The 17,893-nt window shown below is 60.8% G+C and carries 17 protein-coding genes; 15 read left to right on the top strand and 2 right to left on the bottom strand.

The features are described 5' to 3' along the window. Window positions 1-13: 13 nt before the first annotated feature. Window positions 14-1,024, bottom strand: coding sequence for a GntR family transcriptional regulator (locus tag AC1DUP_RS32255; protein WP_113508328.1), 1,011 nt, complete (start codon window positions 1,022-1,024; stop codon window positions 14-16). Between the two features lie 173 nt (window positions 1,025-1,197). Here AC1DUP_RS32255 and AC1DUP_RS32250 point away from each other — a divergent pair, with 173 nt between their 5' ends. The 6 genes from AC1DUP_RS32250 to AC1DUP_RS32225 all read left to right on the top strand — a co-directional run bounded on the left by AC1DUP_RS32250 (window position 1,198) and on the right by AC1DUP_RS32225 (window position 8,290). After that, window positions 1,198-2,775 (top strand): ABC transporter substrate-binding protein, encoded by a 1,578-nt coding sequence (locus AC1DUP_RS32250; RefSeq protein WP_113312197.1) that lies wholly within the window; start codon window positions 1,198-1,200, stop codon window positions 2,773-2,775. 178 nt (window positions 2,776-2,953) lie between these two features. Then, on the top strand, window positions 2,954-3,892 hold the full coding sequence (locus tag AC1DUP_RS32245; protein ID WP_113508327.1) for an ABC transporter permease: 939 nt from the start codon (window positions 2,954-2,956) through the stop codon (window positions 3,890-3,892). Beyond that, window positions 3,889-4,737, top strand: a complete 849-nt coding sequence (locus AC1DUP_RS32240; protein ID WP_113508326.1) for an ABC transporter permease — start codon at window positions 3,889-3,891, stop codon at window positions 4,735-4,737. Before AC1DUP_RS32245 ends, AC1DUP_RS32240 begins: the two co-directional genes overlap by 4 nt. A 5-nt stretch (window positions 4,738-4,742) precedes the next feature. Beyond that, complete coding sequence (locus AC1DUP_RS32235; protein WP_477836760.1) at window positions 4,743-5,741, top strand: ABC transporter ATP-binding protein; 999 nt, start codon at window positions 4,743-4,745, stop codon at window positions 5,739-5,741. After that, window positions 5,738-6,742 (top strand): oligopeptide/dipeptide ABC transporter ATP-binding protein, encoded by a 1,005-nt coding sequence (locus AC1DUP_RS32230; protein ID WP_113508324.1) that lies wholly within the window; start codon window positions 5,738-5,740, stop codon window positions 6,740-6,742. Before AC1DUP_RS32235 ends, AC1DUP_RS32230 begins: the two co-directional genes overlap by 4 nt. A gap of 33 nt (window positions 6,743-6,775) precedes the next feature. After that, window positions 6,776-8,290: a carboxypeptidase M32 gene (locus AC1DUP_RS32225; protein ID WP_113508323.1), complete on the top strand. Its 1,515-nt coding sequence runs from the start codon at window positions 6,776-6,778 to the stop codon at window positions 8,288-8,290. Between the two features lie 56 nt (window positions 8,291-8,346). Here the strand turns inward: AC1DUP_RS32225 and AC1DUP_RS32220 are convergent, their stop codons facing one another. Then, a complete protein-coding gene (locus tag AC1DUP_RS32220) occupies window positions 8,347-8,904 on the bottom strand; it encodes a thioredoxin domain-containing protein (RefSeq protein ID WP_113307143.1) in 558 nt (185 codons plus the stop codon). Window positions 8,905-9,110: 206 nt separating this feature from the next. Between AC1DUP_RS32220 and AC1DUP_RS32215 the strand changes: the two genes are divergently transcribed. The 9 genes from AC1DUP_RS32215 (at window position 9,111) to AC1DUP_RS32175 (ending at window position 17,709) form a co-directional block, all read left to right on the top strand. Next, window positions 9,111-9,389 carry an acylphosphatase gene (locus tag AC1DUP_RS32215; protein WP_113307132.1) on the top strand — a complete coding sequence of 93 codons (279 nt, stop codon included), beginning with the start codon at window positions 9,111-9,113 and terminating at the stop codon, window positions 9,387-9,389. A 140-nt stretch (window positions 9,390-9,529) separates the two neighbouring features. Then, the gene (locus tag AC1DUP_RS32210) at window positions 9,530-10,171 is read left to right on the top strand and encodes a Rieske 2Fe-2S domain-containing protein (RefSeq protein ID WP_115037104.1); all 642 of its coding nucleotides are present in this window, start codon (window positions 9,530-9,532) and stop codon (window positions 10,169-10,171) included. After that, a complete protein-coding gene (locus tag AC1DUP_RS32205) occupies window positions 10,171-11,016 on the top strand; it encodes an aromatic ring-hydroxylating oxygenase subunit alpha (protein WP_113307142.1) in 846 nt (281 codons plus the stop codon). The genes AC1DUP_RS32210 and AC1DUP_RS32205 overlap by 1 nt, the downstream gene beginning before the upstream one ends. After that, entirely contained in the window at window positions 11,013-11,672 is a 660-nt protein-coding gene (locus AC1DUP_RS32200) for a glutathione S-transferase family protein (RefSeq protein WP_477836759.1), read from the top strand. Before AC1DUP_RS32205 ends, AC1DUP_RS32200 begins: the two co-directional genes overlap by 4 nt. A gap of 1 nt (window position 11,673) precedes the next feature. Continuing rightward, a complete protein-coding gene (locus tag AC1DUP_RS32195; RefSeq protein ID WP_477836758.1) occupies window positions 11,674-13,053 on the top strand; it encodes an amidohydrolase in 1,380 nt (459 codons plus the stop codon). A gap of 23 nt (window positions 13,054-13,076) precedes the next feature. After that, on the top strand, window positions 13,077-14,177 hold the full coding sequence (locus AC1DUP_RS32190) for a BMP family ABC transporter substrate-binding protein (protein WP_115037100.1): 1,101 nt from the start codon (window positions 13,077-13,079) through the stop codon (window positions 14,175-14,177). 3 nt (window positions 14,178-14,180) lie between these two features. Next, complete coding sequence (locus AC1DUP_RS32185; protein WP_477836757.1) at window positions 14,181-15,704, top strand: ABC transporter ATP-binding protein; 1,524 nt, start codon at window positions 14,181-14,183, stop codon at window positions 15,702-15,704. After that, the gene (locus AC1DUP_RS32180) at window positions 15,701-16,801 is read left to right on the top strand and encodes an ABC transporter permease (RefSeq protein ID WP_115037096.1); all 1,101 of its coding nucleotides are present in this window, start codon (window positions 15,701-15,703) and stop codon (window positions 16,799-16,801) included. The genes AC1DUP_RS32185 and AC1DUP_RS32180 overlap by 4 nt, the downstream gene beginning before the upstream one ends. Further along, the gene (locus tag AC1DUP_RS32175) at window positions 16,798-17,709 is read left to right on the top strand and encodes an ABC transporter permease (RefSeq protein ID WP_115039109.1); all 912 of its coding nucleotides are present in this window, start codon (window positions 16,798-16,800) and stop codon (window positions 17,707-17,709) included. The genes AC1DUP_RS32180 and AC1DUP_RS32175 overlap by 4 nt, the downstream gene beginning before the upstream one ends. The last annotated feature ends 184 nt before the right edge of the window (window positions 17,710-17,893 follow it).

Raw genomic sequence — 17,893 nt, 5'->3', positions numbered from 1 at the left:
TCGTCTGCCTTTCCTAGACCTTTGCGTCGGTTTCGCTTCGTTTGAGATTTTCTTCGCCCTGAGGCGAGACGCCTTCCGCCTTGATGATCGGCACGATCACTCTTTCGATATCGGCCGTGTCAGGTGCATGACGGTATTCGATCGCCTGCATGCCGGCAGGCAGAAGTTCCGTTACGCTTTCGGCGCCCGATGCGTAGACCACCACGGAGACATTGGCGAACAGCGCCTCCAGCGCCGGCGCTTCCAGCGTCGTGGCGGTGATTTCGCTGACATGCGGGGCAAAACGCTGAACGCCGCTCTTCATGATCGGCAGGAAATCCGGGAAGCGGGAGATCACGGCAATCGAGGCAAGTGAATCCAACGATGCAAGCGCCCTGCGTGTCTCTTCGGACGGCGTAAAGCTGATCGTCACCACCTTGGTGTTCGGCACCAAGGTTGCGACCTCGCGATGGCGGTTGGCGAAGGTGATGGCAAGATCGGCGGAGTTGGCGCGCGCCCTGGCTGCCGGATTGCGCTCGATCGAAGCGACAGTAAGCGGCTCGACGGTCACCTCACGGCCGAGGCGGGCAGCAATGAAACGGGCATAACTTGCCGTCGCCTCCTGAAAGATGCCGATCATGACGATGCGCAGCCGCGGACCGATACTGTCGCGATAGAATGCGCGGGCATTGACGAGCGACACGAGATCCGACGAGCGAATGCCGAGCCGCCTGCTCTCATCGATCAGGTGATCGATCTGGCGGTGCAGTTCGGTGGCCTCAGCCCGGCCTGCGAGGCGCGCCTGATGACTATCGCTGACAAAAGTGCCGGAGCCGGGACGCGTATCGATGAGGCCTGCCGCCTTCAGATCGGCATAGACCTGGCTGACCGTCATCGGCGCTACGCCTACCTTCTCGGCGAGCTCCCGAACCGAAGGAAGGGCTTCCCCCGGAGCCAGTTCGCCGCAGGCGATACCATATTCGATGAGGCCCTGAAGCTGCGTGCGCAATGGCACGGGCAGGTCCCGGTCGACGAAAAAATCCATGAAACCCGTTCGGCGCTATCTGTTATACGACACTATAACGGCTATCCCGAAATTCACGCCTAAACAAGCCAAGCGTTCTAACTCAGTTGTACAAAAATCATTTGACAGGCTTTTTCCTGCATGAAATCGTTATAGCCAATAAGAACAGTTAATGCACATAAAAGGGGAATGATATGAAAACGATCGCTCGTGCGGCCGTAGCCGCTGCAGTTTTACTCGGCACCAGTGTTTCAGCATTCGCCCTGGAGCGGGGCGGCACGCTGGTCTATGGCCGCTATGCGGACAGCCTTTTCCTGGATCCGGTACTGAACGACGCCAATGTCGACATCTGGGTCCTGTCCAACCTTTACGACACTCTGCTCCTGCCCACCGACGATGGCAAGGGCGTACAGCCGGGGCTGGCCAGCGATTACAAGTTGTCGGACGACGGCACGAGCGTGACGCTGACATTGCGCGACGGCATCAAGTTCTCCGATGGTTCGCCGATCACACCTAGCGACGTCGCCTGGTCGCTGAAGCGGGCATCGAAGAAGGATAACGGCATCTGGGGCTTCATGATCGAGTCCATCGATGACGTAACGACAGAGGGCGACAAGACCGTCGTCATCAAGCTCAAGCATCCGGACCCGGCCATTCTTGCCGCACTGACGGTCTTCAATACCGGCATCATGCCGGAAAAGGCCTTTGAGGCGTCGCCGGGCGCGACCGACGAGGAAAAAGCCAAAGCTTTTGGTGAACATCCTGTTGGTTCCGGTCCGTTCGTGCTGAAATCCTGGGACCGTGGCTCCAGCATGAAGCTGGCGCGCAACGAATATTACTGGGGCAAGGGCGAAGACGGCAAACCGCTGCCCTATCTCGACGGCATCGACTTCGAACTGATCCCCGACGATGCGACCCGCATCCTGAAGCTTACTTCCGGCGGGATCGACGGGGCAGAATTCATCCCTTATTCCCGTGTCGACGAACTGAAGTCATCGGGCAATCTCGACATGGAACTCTTCCCCTCGACGCGCGTCGAATACATCACTCTGAATGTGCGCCCGCAGCTTGGCGGCAAGGACAATCCGCTGTCCAACGTCAAGGTTCGCCAGGCGATGAACTATGCCGTCAACAAGGAGGCGATCATCCAGATTGTCACCCATGGCGTCGGCACGCCGCAGACATCCTATATGTCGACGGCAACACCGCTGCATGTCGGCGACAAGCCGCTTTATCCCTATGACCTTGAGAAGGCAAAGAGCCTGATGAAGGAAGCAGGCTTCGAAAGTGGCTTCTCGACCAGCATTCTCGTACTCGCCGGCAATCAGGACGAGGTCGGCATCTCGACTGCCCTGCAGCAGATGTGGGCGCAGATCGGCATCAAGCTGGAACTGCAGCAGGTCGATAATCCGACCCGCACCCAGCAATATCGCGACGGCACCTTCGCGATGCGCAATGCAGCCTGGACGGACGATATTGCCGATCCGAACGAGATCACCTCCTACTTCGTCTATTCCAAGACGATCGACGCCCTGCATACCGGTTGGAAGAGTGACGAGGCCGACAAGCTCTTCGAAGACTCCCAGAAGGAAATGGATGCGAAGAAGCGCGCCGAGCAATATGCGAAGATGCAGGAGATCTATAACGCTGAAGGCCCGATCGTGCCGCTCTACGAGACGCCCTATCCGGTTGCGCTGAGCAAGAAGGTCCACGGTTTCCTGCAGATCCCACTCGGTAACAACCTTTTCGCCAAGACCTGGAAAGACAAGTAGTCTCTGACCCAGGCTACTGCGCGGGCCTCGCGCCGAGGCCTGCGACCTTTTTCGACTACAGCATCGGCCCGAAAATCGGTCCCGATTTTCGGGCCGATGCGTAGATTCAAAGAGTTAGAGCGTCCTTAGTGCGTCCGAATGGACGCACGGCGCTCTAGAGGAAGACCGGGAGCGGCTATTGCCTCTTTTCAGCTTTATTGTTCGCCGTGTGCTTCAGATGATCCCGACGGTGATCTTCATTCTCATCGTTACCTTCGTCCTCGTGCGTCTGCTGCCCGGAGATCCTGCCAGCGCCATGATCGGCGACCGTGCCATCGATGCCGACGTCGAGCGCATCAACCATCAGCTCGGGCTCGACCAGCCAGTCCCGATACAGTTCTTCTATTACGTCGAGCGGATCCTGACCGGCGATCTCGGCAATTCCATCGGCCTCAAGGTGTCGGTGATGTCGCTGATCCTGCAGCGCCTGCCGGTCACGCTGATGCTGACGGTCATGTCGGCATTGATCGCCCTCGTTCTCGCGGTGCCACTTGCCTTCGTTGCAGCGCTGAAACGTGAACAGCTGCCGGACAGCATCATCCGCGGCACGTTCCAGGTCGGGCTTTCAATGCCGGTCTTCTATGTCGGCATCGTGCTTCTGACGGTCTTTGCCGCCCAATTGAAAATCTTTCCGGTCGGCGGCTATGGCGATACATTTGGGGATCGCATCTACCATCTCTTCCTGCCGGCGCTGACCCTGGCGCTAAGCTTTGCCGCGGTGTTGATGCGCAATCTGCGCGCCTCCATCATCGGCGTCATGAACGCCGAATATGTCGATTTCGCCACCTCCAAAGGCTTGCGCTCGCGCGTCATCCTCATCCGGCATATCCTGCGCAATGCGTTGATTTCCACCGTTACGCTGTTTGGCTTGCAAACGGGCACGCTCTTCGGCGGCGCAGTCATCACCGAAACGGTTTTCGCCGTTCCCGGCGCCGGGCGCATGCTAATCGAGAGCATCTACGGCCGCGACTATCCGGTCCTCCAGGGGCTGACCATCGCTCTTGCAATCGTCGTTTCGCTCACCTTTCTGGTGACCGATATCGTGCAGGCCTGGCTTGACCCGAGGATTGCCCGATGACCGGTCTTGCCTCCAAAGCCGCGCGTACCGCTTCGCGCTGGCGTACGCCCCCGCGTTCGCTGATTTGGGGCGGCATCATCCTCGGCCTCAGCCTCATCGTCGCGGTCTGGCCGTCGCTGTTTTCTCCCTATGATCCGACAACGTTTGACTATAACGCGCTGCTAAAGGCGCCGAGCTGGGCACATCCTTTCGGCACCGACAGCTTTGGCCGCGATGTTCTCTCGCGCGTCATCCATGCCTATACGATCGACATGCAGATCGCAGTCTTTGCAACGGTCGGCCCCTTCATCTTCGGCACGACCATCGGCGCTTTCGTCGGTTATGCCGGCGGCATCTGGGAGGCCATCTTCGGTCGCATCGTCGATGCGACGATCACCTTCCCCTTCCTGGTGCTCGTGATTGCCATCGTCTCCGTGCTCGGCCCGGGTCTCGGCAATATGTATGTCGCCGTCGGCGTCGTCGGCTGGGTCTTCTATGCGCGACTGGTGGCGGCCGAGATCAAAGTGCAGAAGCGGCTCGATTATGCCGATGCCGGCAGGGTGATGGGCTATGCGCCGCTGCGCATCATCTTCCGCCACCTCCTGCCGAATGCGATTACGCCTGCCATCGTCTACTGGATGACCGATATGGCGCTCGCCATCCTGCTAGGCTCGAGCCTCGGTTACCTCGGTCTCGGCGCCCAGCCGCCGGCCGCCGAATGGGGCGTGCAGATCGCCGACGGCAAGAATTACATGAACACCGCCTGGTGGATCTCGGTCTTTCCGGGTGTTGCAATCATCATCACCGGCCTCGGTTTCAGCCTGGCGGGCGACGGCGTTGCAGAGCTGTTGAGGGTCAGACGATGATGAACATGCCAAGCGAAAATGCAGGGCTGATCGTGCGCGGACTAACGACGACCTTCGATACGCCGCGCGGACAGGCGATAGCCGCAGCCGACATCGATTTCGATGTCGCACCGGGCGAAGTCGTCGGCCTTGTCGGCGAATCCGGCTCCGGCAAGAGTGTGACGATGCGCTCCATCATGAGGTTGATCCGCGAACCAGGACACGTAAGCGGCCGTGTCGAATGGCGCGGCCGCGATCTCGTCGCCATGCCGGCGGAAGAACTCCGCAAGGTTCGCGGCGGCGAGATCGCCATGATCTTCCAGGAGCCGATGACGGCGCTCAATCCCGTGCTGCCGGTCGGCTTGCAGATCGAGGAAAATCTGGCCGCCCATACGACCTTGAATGCCCGGGAACGCAAGACGCGGGCACTTGAACTGATGAACATCGTCGGCATCCCTGCCGCTGAGCGGCGGCTGCAGGAATATCCGCACCAGTTTTCCGGCGGCATGCGCCAGCGTGCCATGATCGCAATCGCGCTTGCCTGTTCGCCGAAGCTCCTGCTTGCCGACGAGCCGACGACGGCGCTCGATGTCACCATCCAGGACCAGATCCTGAAACTGCTGCTCGACCTGCGCGACCGGTTGTCGATGAGCGTCGTGCTGGTCACCCACGACCTTGGCGTCGTTGCAGCGACTTGCGACCGCATGGCGGTCATGTATGCCGGCCGCATCGTCGAGACCGGAACGGTGGTCGACGTCTTCAGCAAGCCCCGCCATCCATATACGCGCGGCCTGCTCGGCTCGGTGCCGCGCTCGGGCGTATCCCGCACCATGCTGCAGTCGATCGAGGGCACGCCGCCGAGCCTCACCAATCTGCCGGATGGATGCGCCTTCCATCCGCGCTGCAAGTTTGCAACTGAGCACTGTCTGAGAGAACGGCCGCCGCTGGGGGCCATCGCCTCCGGGGAGCGCATGGTTGCCTGTTTCCACCATGAGCTCGTGGCTGCGGCGGAGGCGATCATTTGAACACGAACCTTCCCATCCTATCGATTAACGGCGTCTCGAAACGCTTTGCCGGCCCCTATTCGCTGACGCGCCGGCTGCAGGGAAAACAGCCGCTCGCCGTGCATGCGCTACGCGACGTCTCGCTCCAAATTCATCAAGGCGAAACGCTCGGCATCGTCGGGGAATCCGGCTGCGGCAAGTCGACCCTTGCACGCTGTCTGGTGCGTCTCCATGAGCCGGATGGTGGGGCGATCCGCTTCGAGGGCAAAGATATTGGCGGGTTCCGCGGCGGTGAACGGCGCGCCTTCAACCGGCGTGTCCAGATGATCTTCCAGGATCCCTACGGCTCGCTCAACCCGCGCATGACCGTTTCGCAGATCCTCGGTGAAGCGCTCTCCGTTCACAAGATGCGGGCAAAGACCGAGATCCCCCATCGGATCGCCGAACTCTTGGAGCTGGTGCGCCTCCCCCAGGATGCTGCGGCGCGCTATCCGCACGAGTTCTCCGGCGGCCAGCGCCAGCGCATCGGTATTGCCAGAGCGCTTGCCGTCGAGCCCGATGTCATCGTTGCCGACGAACTGGTCTCCGCGCTCGATGTCTCCGTACAGGCGCAGGTCGTCAATCTGCTCCTACAATTGCAAGAGCAATTGCATCTCACCGTCATCTTCGTCGCCCATGACCTCCGGCTCGTGCGCCACATCTCGCATCGGGTGGCCGTCATGTATCTCGGCCAGGTGGTGGAGGTGAATACGTCGGAGGGCCTCTTCACTGCTCCGCGCCATCCCTATTCCAAGGCCCTGCTCGATGCCGTTCCGGAACTCGACCCTTCGCGCCGCAGCCGCACGGTCGCTGCCCGCGGCGAATTGCCGAGCCCGCTCCATGTGCCGCCTGGATGCGCCTTCGCCAGCCGCTGCCCGCATGCGTTCGATCGCTGCAGGGTAGAACGGCCGCCTCTGACGCCGCGCGGTCATGGCCAGCTTGCCGCCTGTCACCTTGAAGATTTCGGAGCGTCCGCGCCCTGAGAGGATCAGAGCCCCCAACAGGATCATACAGCCATGAGCTTTGCCGTTTTCGAAACCGAGATCGCCAGGATCAACGACATCCTTTGCGCCGTGAACCTGCTCACCTGGGATGCGCGCACAATGATGCCGCCGGGTGGCCTCGATGCGCGCGGCAAGCAGATAGCCACACTCGTCGGGCTCGCCCGCGATCTTGCCACAAGCGACAAACTGCAACGCGCCATCGAAGACGCGCGCTCGGAATTATCCGGCATCGATGCCGCCGACCCTCGCTGCCTCGCGGTCGAACAGGCAGCCGACGCGATCGGAACACTCTCGCGTATCTCACCCTCCCTCGTCAGCTCCGCGGCGGAACTGAAGACGCTGGCGCAGGCTGCCTGGAGCAAGGCCCGCGCTGCCAATGATTTCGCTGCCTTCGCGCCCCTTCTCGAACGGACGATGGAGATGCAGCGCGAGATCACCGCTGACATCGGCTATGAGGAGCATCCCTACGATGCGCTGGTTGCAACCTACGAACCGGGTATGAGCTGGTCGCGGCTGCGCGGCCTCTATGGCGAGTTGCGTGACGGCCTGCTGCCGTTGCTCGCCAAAGCGAAAGAGGCCAATGTCCGCTCAGAAATTCTCGACCGTGCCTATCCCGTTGACAGGCAGCGCGCATTTTCAAGCCTGATTTCCACCCGCTTCGGCTATGATTTCAATCGCGGGCGCCTCGACGACACGGTCCACCCCTTCGAGATTTCCTTCACCCGCTCTGACGTGCGCATCACCGGCCGCTTCCGCGAGACCTGGCTGCCCGGCGGCCTCTTCGCCGTCTGGCACGAGGCAGGTCATGGCATCTATGAGCAGGGCATATCGGAAGCCTTCAGCCGCTCGACCTTCACAACCGATTTCGTCAATCTCTATGCCGTCGGCGGCACCAGCTTCGGCACCCATGAATCCCAGTCCCGCCTCTGGGAAAACCGCGTCGGCCGCTCCCGCCGCTTCTGGGAGCTCAACTTCGCCGACCTGCAGAAAACCTTCCCCGACCAGCTATCCGATGTCACTGCGGTGGATTTCTGGCGTGCGGTCAATGCCGCGCGGCCAGGCTTCATTCGCGTTGAGGCCGACGAACTTACCTATGATCTGCATATCATGCTGCGTTCGGAGATCGAGGCCGGGCTGATGGCGGGCGATATCCGCGTTGCCGATCTGCCTGAGATCTGGCGCGAGAAGATCAAAGCCTATCTCGGCCTTGATGTGCCGAACGATACACTCGGCGTCCTGCAGGATGTCCACTGGTCGTCGGGCATGGTGGGCTCCTTCCCCACCTATACGATCGGCAACATCATGTCGTCGCAGTTCTTCGCCGCAGCCCGCAAGGAGACGGCGATAGAACGTGGCCTGGAAGCGGGCGACTATCTGCCGCTGAAGACCTGGCTGAACGACAATGTCCATCAGTTCGGGCGGTCGAAGAGTGCCAGCCAGTTACTGGTGGATGCGACCGGCGAAGACCTCTCAGTCAACGCCTATATCAGCGATCTCGCGCGCAAGGTCGACGACCTCACAGCCTGATAAGCTGACGACCAGCCTTTCAAGGGTAGTGCTGTTTCGCGACTCCGCGGGAGCGACTAACCGACTAGCAGCTTAACCCAGGCCTCGACGTCGTCGCCGCTACTCATGTCTGGGCGCACCAATCCGTCGATCATGAAGGTCGGCGAGACATGAATGCCGTTTTGGCGCGCATATTTGCAGTGCCACTTGATCTCCCGGTCGAGATCGGGAATGGCGAAGGCCTCCTTCAGTGCAACACCGCTATAGCGCTCGAGGCGCTCGATGATCTGGTTCGGCGTGACATCCATGTTCGGGCCGCCGGCGTGACGCTCGAACTCGAATTCCTCGCGATGTGCAGCAACGGCCGCCATGACCTTCTTCGCAGTCTCCTTGCCGCCTTCCAGCGTCGATGCGGCCAGAATAGAGCGCACGATCACGCCGGAGTAGAGATGCCATGGCTGCGACTGTAGCCGGATCTTCACGGTGATCTTGTCCACACCGGCCTGCACCAGCAGCGCGTCCAGCTTGTTGAACGTCCTGACGGAATAGGGGCAGGTCGGCTCCAGAAAGGCCTCGAAAACGCGTGGTCCAGAACCCCAAACGAGCGGGTCTGCCTGCCAGGAAGTAGTCGTCATATTCATGTCCTTTTGTCCTGCGGAACGATATTGCCGGCCACCATAATCACCGGCGCAGCCGGCGTCGCTGATGATAAGGCGGTTTCCCATCCTATTTATTCACGGCGTCATGAAAGGCATAAGACCGTCTGGCCTGTCATGCCTCTTTCACAAATGCACCGAGCCGCTATGCTGTCGTCACAGATCAGACGATGGACAATTGAACAATGCAGAAACGGCAGGGCGAATTGCGCGAGCGAATGACGATCCTCGGCGATGTCAATGCCGCCTCGTTCGTCCCATGGATCCGCCGCCATGCTGATAAGCTTGGACTTTCCCAGGATTTCTTTCACACAGGCGCCGACCGAATCGAACTTGAGGTCGCGGGGCCTGTAGAGCTGATCGATATGCTGGAAATGGGATGTTCACTTGGGCCGATCGACGTCTGGGTGGACGAGATTCAGCGCAGGATTGTAGATCCCGGCGACACACCGCAGCACGGATAAATTCATCCGCTGCCCTTTATTTAATCATTGTTGCCAATGCGATTTTTTTATGCAAGCCTCTGACAACTGAGATCACAAGCTCGGCAACAGTGCGCGGCCAGAAGCGCTAAAGCATTGGTGAAATTGAGGAAGTAGAGGTCATGCTATCTGATACGGCCGGCTCCTGGACGCCTGTCGCCCTTTCTGCTGATCTGCCGCCGGCAACCGTGATGCCTGCCTGGACACCCACAGGATCGATCGCTCTCTGGCGCAGTCAGTCCGGACGCGCATCGGCATCGTCGGATCGCTGTCCCCATCGCGGGATGCGATTGTCCCATGGCTTCGTGCGTGGCGAGGCGCTCTCCTGTATCTATCATGGCTGGAGCTATTCTCCGGCGGGAGGATGTATCCGCATCCCCGCCCATCCCGATCTCGTGCCGCCGGCAACGATCCGTGTTGCTGTCCACAAGGTCGCGGAATCGGATGGTGTCATCTGGGTGGCTGCCGGAGAGCCGGCGGCCCAGCCGCCACGCTTTGACGATCTCGTTCCGTTGCGCTCGCTGACTGTGGAGTCGGATATTGGAGCACTCGAAGACGCCGCTGGCACGAAAGTCGATTCGGACGGGCTTATCCGCATCGCCGATCTTCCCTGGGTCCGGCTGCTGCCGGCTGAGCAGGTCGATCGCACGCTCATTCACGTCATGATCGAGAAGGATCGCAGCCCGGCAGACCGTGTTGCGGCATCGCGAATCGCCGAAGCGGTGCGCCGCCAGGCAGAAGCGCGGCGGAAGGAGATCACATGATGAAGGCTGGCGCGATGATCGACGAGTGGTATCCGGTCGGCCTCATTTCCCAACTCACCGAGACCCGGACCAAAACCGCTCTGATGGGCGAGCCCATCGAAGTGGCGCGCATGTCCGATGGTAATGCGCGGGTGACATCGTCCGATGGGCGCAACCTCCCGGTCCGTGTCCGCTACGGTCATGTCTGGTCCTCTATCGGCAACCCCGCCAAGGAACTTTTTGCGATTCCCGAGGCTGACCAGCCCGGCCGCCGCTTCGTCGATGTCGGCGTCGTGCGGGTGCGCTGCTCGCCGCTGCGGGCGGTGGAGAATTTCCTCGACATCGCCCATTTCCCGTTTGTTCATACGGATATTCTCGGCGCCGAGCCGCACACGGAAGTCGAAAATTACAAGGTTGAGATCCGGGAAGACGAGGATGAAGTCTGGGCGACGCAGGTGAAATTCTACCAGCCGCAGGCAGCCAAGTCGGCCGCCGGCGGGATCACCACCGAATATATGTACCGCGTGCCGGCACCGACCTGCTCGGTGCTCTACAAGACCTGCCCTCCCCGCCCCGGCGAATGGGACGTCATTACCCTCTTCGTCCAGCCGCTTGCGGAAGACCTTTGCGACGTGTGGCCATGGATGGCCCTCTTTGATGACGTGACACCCATGACAGACCTCATCCATTTTCAGCAGATGATCTTCCTGCAGGATCGCTCGATACTCGAAAACCAGATCCCAGCGCTTCTGCCGCTCGATCCCGGCATGGAAATCCCAACAAGGGCCGATCTGACATCGGTCGCCTATCGGCGCTGGCTCAAGCGCCATAACTATACCTACGGCGCACAGTTGGTGGCGCAATGAAGCTCTACGACTACATTCTCTCGCCGAGCTGCTACAAGATCCGCCTGATGGCCGCGATCCTCGGCATCAAGCTGGACATCAGGCCTGTCGATTTCCATCCCGGCGCCGAACATCGCGGACCGGAACTCCTGGCACTCAATCCGGCAGGCTCCATTCCGATCCTCGAGGATGTTGATCTCGTCCTGACGGAATCCTCCGCCATCCTCGCTTACCTCGCCGCCAAAAGCGCGCCGGAATGGCTGGGCACTGGCACGCCTGAGGAGACGGCACGGGCACAGCAGTGGCTCTCCTTCTCGCACCGGCTGACGGCGAACCTCGGCGGCGCGCGGCTGCACGAGATGCTGCTGCGCCCGGGCAATATCGAGACCCTGCAGGTGCAGGGGATCGCAGCATTGCGCGAGCTGGAAGCCGGTCTCTTCGAACAGCAGCTTCGTGGCATGCGCTTCCTGGCATCGAACCATGCCACGATCGCCGATATCGCCTGCTTCCCCTACGTGGCGCTGGCACCTGATGGCGGCATCTCGCTCGATCCCTACCCAACGATCCGGTTGTGGCTGCGCGCCATCCGAAGCATCGGTGGCTTCATCGAAATGCCCGGCATCCACCGACTGCACGAGCTGAAGCCCGATCCCCATCCTGCGAAGGAGCAAAGCTGATATGGCCGGCTACCTCCTGAAAAACTGCGCAGCCGTCGTCGTCAACAAGGGCAACGGACCAAGCGTGCGCCGGAATGTGGACGTGCTGACCAATGGTCCGGCGATCCAGGCAATTGGCGCGAACCTGCCTGCCGAAACGCTGCCTGCCGGCACGATCGTGCAGGACGCGACCGGCTGGTTCGTCTATCCGGGCCTCGTCAACACGCATCACCATTTCTTCCAATGCTTAGTGCGCAACCGGGCCGATCTCGACTGGACGAAGCTGTCGGTCATCGAATGGCTGGACTGCATCTACCCGATCTTCTCGCGGCTGACAGAGGATTGCTTCTACCATTCCTCCGTCACGGCCATGGCCGAGATGATCAAGCATGGCTGCACAACGGCCTTCGACCATCAATACTGCTTCCCCCGACACGCGGGAAAGCGTCTGATCGATCGCCAGTTCGAAGCAGCCGAGCTTCTCGGCATGCGTTTCCATGCGGGGCGCGGCGGCAACACGCTGCCGAAATCCGAGGGCTCGACGATCCCCGACGCCATGCTGGAAACCACCGACGAATTCATTGCCGATTGCGCCCGGCTAATCGACAGCTACCACGATGCCGGCGCCTTCAGCATGCGGCAGGTGGTCGTCGCTCCCTGCCAGCCGGTCAATTGCTATCGGGAGACTTTCGTTGAATCCGTGGCACTTGCCCGTGACCGTGGGGTGTTTTTGCACACGCATGTCGGCGAAGGCGAAAGCCCTGTCATCGAGGCACGGCACGGCATGCGCACCGTCGATTACTGCACCGAACTCGGTTTTGCCGGCCCCGACACATTCTACGCCCATTGCTGGGAACTGACTCACGGCGAACTGCGCAAAATGGCGGCAAGCGGCACCGGCGTCTCACATTGCCCCGAACCGGTCTATCTCGTCGGTGCCGAGGTAACGGACATTCCAGCGATGTCAGCCTTTGGTCTGCGCGTCGGGCTTGGCTGCGATGGGGCTGCCTCGAACGACAATTCAAACCTCATGCACTGCATCCATTCCGCCTACATGCTGCAATGCCTGACGGCATCGACGCGCGCTCATCCCGTTCCGCCGCCGGTCGACTTCCTGAGCTACGCAACGACGGGCGGCGCAAGCCTGCTCGGACGCAGCGATATCGGCCGTTTGGCGCCGGGCATGGCCGCCGATCTCTTCGCGATCGATACACGGCGGATGGATTATGTCGGCACGCGCCATGATCCGCTGAGCCTGATCGCCAAGGTCGGGATCGGCATGCCGACTGACCTCACCATGATCAATGGACGCATCGTCTGGCAGGCTGGCGAATTTACCGGCCTCGACGAATTCAAGCTTTTTGCGGACGCCGAAGCGACGCTCGCGACCGTAGAATTCTGAAAAAACCAAAAGAGGGAACTGACATGTCCAACAATCTGACCCGCAGAACGCTCATGAAGAGCGCAGCCGCCGCCGGCCTCGCAACGGCCTTTGCAGGCCGAACTGCATTTGCTGCCGACGAACCGCTCGGCATCGCCCTTGTCGTACCCTCGCCGATCGGCGATGTCGGCTGGGGTCATGCGCTTGCCGCCGGCATCGATCCGATCAAGGCCGCCTACGGCGACAAGGTCAAGGTCACGATCATCGAAAACATCGCCGAAGGCCCCGATGCCGATCGCATCATGAACAAGACGGTCGCCGACGGAAACCATTTCCTGATCGCCGGCTCCTTCGGCTATCAGAATGGCGCACTGCAGATTGCCCGCCGTAATCCCAAGGTCACTGTCCTGCATGCGTCCGGTTTCCAGGTCGCACCGAATTTCTCGCCCTTCGCCGCCAAATATTTCCAGGGAACATACCTGCTCGGCATGGCGGCAGCGGCTGTTTCCAAGACCGGCAAGCTCGGCTCGGTTTCGGCCTTCGCCATTCCCGAACTGATCACCTCCATCAATGCCTTCACGCTCGGCGCACAGTCCGTCAAGCCTGACATCGAAGTCTCTGTCGTCTGGGTCAATTCCTGGTTCGATCCGGCCAAGGAGCAGGAAGCCGCAAAGGCGTTGATTGCGCAGGGCTGCGACGTAATCTTCTCGAATGCACAGGATACGCCTTCGGTGATCTCCGCCTGCGAGGACGCCGGCGTCTATGCCTTCAACCTCAACTCCTCAATGAAGAAATATGCCGAGAAGACCTATCTCGGCTGCGTTTCTACCGATTGGTCACCTTTCTTCAAGGCTTCGGTCGACGCGCATCTCGCCGGCACCTTCAAGGGCGCCAATACCTTCCTCGGTGTCGCCGACAAGGTCGTCGAAGTGGTCGACTGGAACCCGGCTGTTCCGGCCGATACGATGACGAAAATCAAGGAGATCGAGGCCAAGATCGCCGACGGCAGCTTCTCGCCCTTCAGCGGTCCGATCATCAAGGCCGACGGCAGCGAAGGAGCGGCTGCGGGAGCTACTATGACGGACGCTCAGATCGTCGCCATGGACTGGCACGTCAAGGGTGTCAAGACGCCGCTGCCGAAGTAAGCCATGGCAAGCCCGCTCCTGTCGCTGCGCGGCATTTCCAAGAGCTACGGCCAGGTCCATGCTAACGAGCAGATCGACCTCGACGTCGCTCCCCACTCGATCCATGCCATTCTCGGAGAAAACGGGGCTGGTAAATCGACCCTGATGAAACTGATCTACGGCGTCGAGCAGCCGGACAGCGGAACCATAGCCTGGAACGGGCAACCTCTCAGCCTTGCCTCTCCCGCAGAGGCAAGGCGAACCGGCATCGGCATGGTCTTCCAGCATTTCTCGCTATTCGAAAGCCTGACGGTGGTCGAGAACATCAGGCTCATCGTGGCCGGCAAGAAGGCCGAGTTGGCGGAGCGCATCCGCAAGCTCGGGCACGAGTTCGGCCTCGAAGTCGATCCGCTTGTCCATGTGCATTCGCTTTCCGTCGGCGAGCGGCAGCGGGTGGAAATCATCCGCTGCCTGATGACCAATCCGAAACTGTTGATCCTCGACGAGCCGACATCGGTCCTCCCGCCGCAGGCCGTGGAGAAGCTGTTCGAGACCTTGCGCCGGCTGCGAGACGGCGGCGTTTCCATCCTCTTCATCTCCCACAAGCTGGAAGAGATCCAGTCGCTTTGCGACCGCGCGACGATCCTGCGCGGCGGACGCGTGACCGGCCACGTTGATCCGCGCGAGCATGACGCCCATGACCTTGCCCGCATGATGATCGGGCGCGACATGCCGGAATCCACCCCGGCATTGCCCTTGACCGAAGGCGAGAAGCGGCTGGAGCTCATCGGCCTCGACTACCTGGCGGATGATCCTTTCGCGGTACCGCTCTCCAATGTCAGCCTAGCGGTGCGCGCCGGTGAGATCCTCGGCATTGCCGGGATTTCGGGAAACGGCCAAAGTGAACTCGCCGCACTGATTTCGGGCGAGACCACCCTGCCGCGAGAACGACGCGACCAGATCTTCATGATGGGCAAGGACGTCGGCATGCTGGACGCGGCCGCACGCCGGAAATTGGGCTTAGCCTTCGTTCCGGAAGATCGGCTCGGGCGCGGCGCAGTTCCTGAAATGTCGCTCACCCTCAACAGCCTGCTCACTGCGCATCCCCTGCATCTCGTCAAACGCGGCCTGCTCGACAAGGCGCAGGCGACCGCCTTCACCAATAAGTGCATCCGGGACTACGACGTGCGCACACGCGGTCCTGAGGCGGAAGCCGGCTCCCTCTCCGGCGGTAATTTGCAGAAATTTATCGTCGGACGCGAAATCATGCTGGCACCGAAACTGCTCTTCCTTGCCCAGCCGACCTGGGGTGTCGATATCGGCGCAGCTTCGGCAATCCGCAAGCGGCTGATCACGCTGCGCAATGAAGGCATGGCGATCCTCGTCATTTCCGAGGAGCTCGAGGAATTGTTCGAACTCAGTGATTTCATACAGGTTTTGCACCACGGCAGGCTGAGCCCGCCGCTCGTCACGCGCGACACCAAACCCGAGGAGATCGGCCGATACATGATCGGTGCACGGTTACCGCGCGAGAAGGTCACCGCATGAGCAGACCTCTTTTTGCTGCCTTGCCCATACTGGTGCGCCGTGAGCGCGCCTCGCTTGCCGCCACCCTGCTCGCTCCGCCGATCGCGCTGATCGTTACAATTATCCTCAATCTCGGCCTCTATGTCGTCATGGGGCGCGATCCGGCGGCAGTCATCTATGCGATGCTGATCGAGCCGTTCTTCTCCTGGGCGTCCTTCTCCGAGGTGCTGCTAAAGGCCGGACCGTTGCTGCTCATCGCGCAGGGACTTGCGATCGGCTTTCGCGCCAAGGTCTTCAATATCGGTGCTGAAGGGCAATTCGTACTTGGAGCGATTTTTGCCTCCGCCATTCCGATTTGGTGGCCTGAGGCCGCCGGACAGTGGATCTGGCCGGCAATGCTGCTGCTCGGCACCATCGGCGGCGCGGTTTGGGCATCCCTCACCGCCTTCTGGCGCGTCCGGCTCCATGCCAATGAAATCCTCGTCTCACTGATGCTGAGCTTCGTTGCCGCACAGCTTCTCAACTATTTGTTGCTTGGCCCCTGGAAAGATCCGAACGGCTTCAATTTCCCGCAGTCGGTGATGTTTCAGTATGACGCGATGGTGCCGATCCTGATCGAGGGAACGCGCGTCAATGTCTCTTTGATCCTTGCCGTGCTGCTGTCGATCGCCGCGTGGATTTTCATGCAGAAGAGCTTCAGCGGCTATAAGTTACAGGTCGGCGGACTGGCGTCTCGCGCGGCAAGCTATGCCGGCTTCAAAGAGGGCTGGGCGATCTGGCTTTCGCTGCTGATCGGTGGCGCGGCCGCGGGTCTTGCGGGTGCAGCCGAAGTCGCCGGCCCGCTCGGCCAGTTGCAGCGCTCGATCTCGACCGGTTACGGCTATGCAGCGATCATCGTCGCCTATCTTGGCGGCCTGCATCCGATCGGCATCGTCATGTCCTCGGTCGTCATGGCGGCGCTCTATATCGGCGGAGACAACGCCATGGTCTCCGCCAACCTACCGATTGCCGCCGTGCGCGTCTTCCAGGGTAGCTTGCTTCTGATCTACCTCATCGCCATCGCCTTTGTGCGTTACCGCCTCGTATGGCGACCGAGCGCGATCAGGAGCCCGACATGAACGCCATCGAGTTCATTCTGGCCGGCATGCTAGCGGCCGCGACGCCCTTTCTGCTGGCGGCGCTCGGCGAATTGGTGGTCGAACGCGCCGGCGTGCTTAATCTCGGCGTCGAGGGCTTGATGGCATTCGGCGCCGTCATCGCCTTCATCATCGTCTATCACGGTGGCGGCCACATCCTGGCGTTTCTCGCGGCCGGGCTCGGCGGCATCCTGCTCTCGCTTGTCTTTGCCGGCATCATCCTTGGTTTCAACGCAAACCAGGTCGCGACGGGGCTCGCGACCGGCATTCTCGGCCAGGGCCTGTCGGCGCTGTTCGGCAAGAGCTACGAAAGCCTGACGGTCAAGGCATTGCCGAAAATCACCATCCCTGGCCTTTCCGACATTCCCGTCATCGGCGGCTTCTTCACCCAGGATATCGTCGTATGGCTTTCGCTTCTGGTGACATTCGCGATCTGGGCGACGTTTGCCTATGGCAAGGTGGGCCTCGTCATTCGCGCCGTCGGCGAAAATCCGAAAGCCGCCCACGCCATCGGTTATCCGGTTATCGCCGTGCGTTTCGCCGCCGTGGCATTCGGCGGCATGATGGCGGGCTTTGCCGGCGCCTATGCATCGACGATCTATACGCCACTCTGGGCCGACGGAATGATCGCCGGCCGCGGCTGGATCGCCATTGCGCTCGTAGTCTTCGGAACCTGGCTGACGGGCCGGATTTTCCTCGGAGCATGCCTCTTCGGTGCCGTATCGCTGATGGGGCTCGCCGCGCAGGCAACCGGGTTCGATGTGCCTTCGCAGCTTTTGGCCTGCCTGCCCTATCTCGTGACGATCATCGTGCTCGGCATCATCTCGGCAGACCGCCGACTGCTGAAACTCAACGGCGTCGCCTCACTCGGCGAGCCGTTCGAGCGTTGAAGTCCCCGTCCATCTCGTGGCTGATTTAACAAGACGCTTCGTGTAAGGAATAATGCAGCAGGTTCCTGCTCAACGCAGCCCTTGTGAATCACGCAGCCGCTCGATGATTCCATTCGCATAGGTACAAAATCGTTGAGAGGCATGGTCATTAGCATCCGGCATTTGCCACCGGCTTCTATCTTGG

This window comes from Rhizobium sp. 01L419, assembly GCF_056400025.1.
This window is presented reverse-complemented; position numbering and strand designations above follow the sequence as displayed.

Excerpts from the sequence above, each read along its gene's own strand:
- AC1DUP_RS32255 (WP_113508328.1), bottom strand. The coding sequence starts at position 1,024 with ATGGATTTTTTCGTCGACCGGGACCTGCCCGTGCCATTGCGCACGCAG.
- AC1DUP_RS32250 (WP_113312197.1), top strand. The coding sequence starts at position 1,198 with ATGAAAACGATCGCTCGTGCGGCCGTAGCCGCTGCAGTTTTACTCGGC.
- AC1DUP_RS32240 (WP_113508326.1), top strand. The coding sequence starts at position 3,889 with ATGACCGGTCTTGCCTCCAAAGCCGCGCGTACCGCTTCGCGCTGGCGT.
- AC1DUP_RS32235 (WP_477836760.1), top strand. The coding sequence starts at position 4,743 with ATGCCAAGCGAAAATGCAGGGCTGATCGTGCGCGGACTAACGACGACC.
- AC1DUP_RS32225 (WP_113508323.1), top strand. The coding sequence starts at position 6,776 with ATGAGCTTTGCCGTTTTCGAAACCGAGATCGCCAGGATCAACGACATC.
- AC1DUP_RS32220 (WP_113307143.1), bottom strand. The coding sequence starts at position 8,904 with ATGACGACTACTTCCTGGCAGGCAGACCCGCTCGTTTGGGGTTCTGGA.
- AC1DUP_RS32215 (WP_113307132.1), top strand. The coding sequence starts at position 9,111 with ATGCAGAAACGGCAGGGCGAATTGCGCGAGCGAATGACGATCCTCGGC.
- AC1DUP_RS32210 (WP_115037104.1), top strand. The coding sequence starts at position 9,530 with ATGCTATCTGATACGGCCGGCTCCTGGACGCCTGTCGCCCTTTCTGCT.
- AC1DUP_RS32205 (WP_113307142.1), top strand. The coding sequence starts at position 10,171 with ATGAAGGCTGGCGCGATGATCGACGAGTGGTATCCGGTCGGCCTCATT.
- AC1DUP_RS32200 (WP_477836759.1), top strand. The coding sequence starts at position 11,013 with ATGAAGCTCTACGACTACATTCTCTCGCCGAGCTGCTACAAGATCCGC.
- AC1DUP_RS32195 (WP_477836758.1), top strand. The coding sequence starts at position 11,674 with ATGGCCGGCTACCTCCTGAAAAACTGCGCAGCCGTCGTCGTCAACAAG.
- AC1DUP_RS32190 (WP_115037100.1), top strand. The coding sequence starts at position 13,077 with ATGTCCAACAATCTGACCCGCAGAACGCTCATGAAGAGCGCAGCCGCC.
- AC1DUP_RS32185 (WP_477836757.1), top strand. The coding sequence starts at position 14,181 with ATGGCAAGCCCGCTCCTGTCGCTGCGCGGCATTTCCAAGAGCTACGGC.
- AC1DUP_RS32180 (WP_115037096.1), top strand. The coding sequence starts at position 15,701 with ATGAGCAGACCTCTTTTTGCTGCCTTGCCCATACTGGTGCGCCGTGAG.
- AC1DUP_RS32175 (WP_115039109.1), top strand. The coding sequence starts at position 16,798 with ATGAACGCCATCGAGTTCATTCTGGCCGGCATGCTAGCGGCCGCGACG.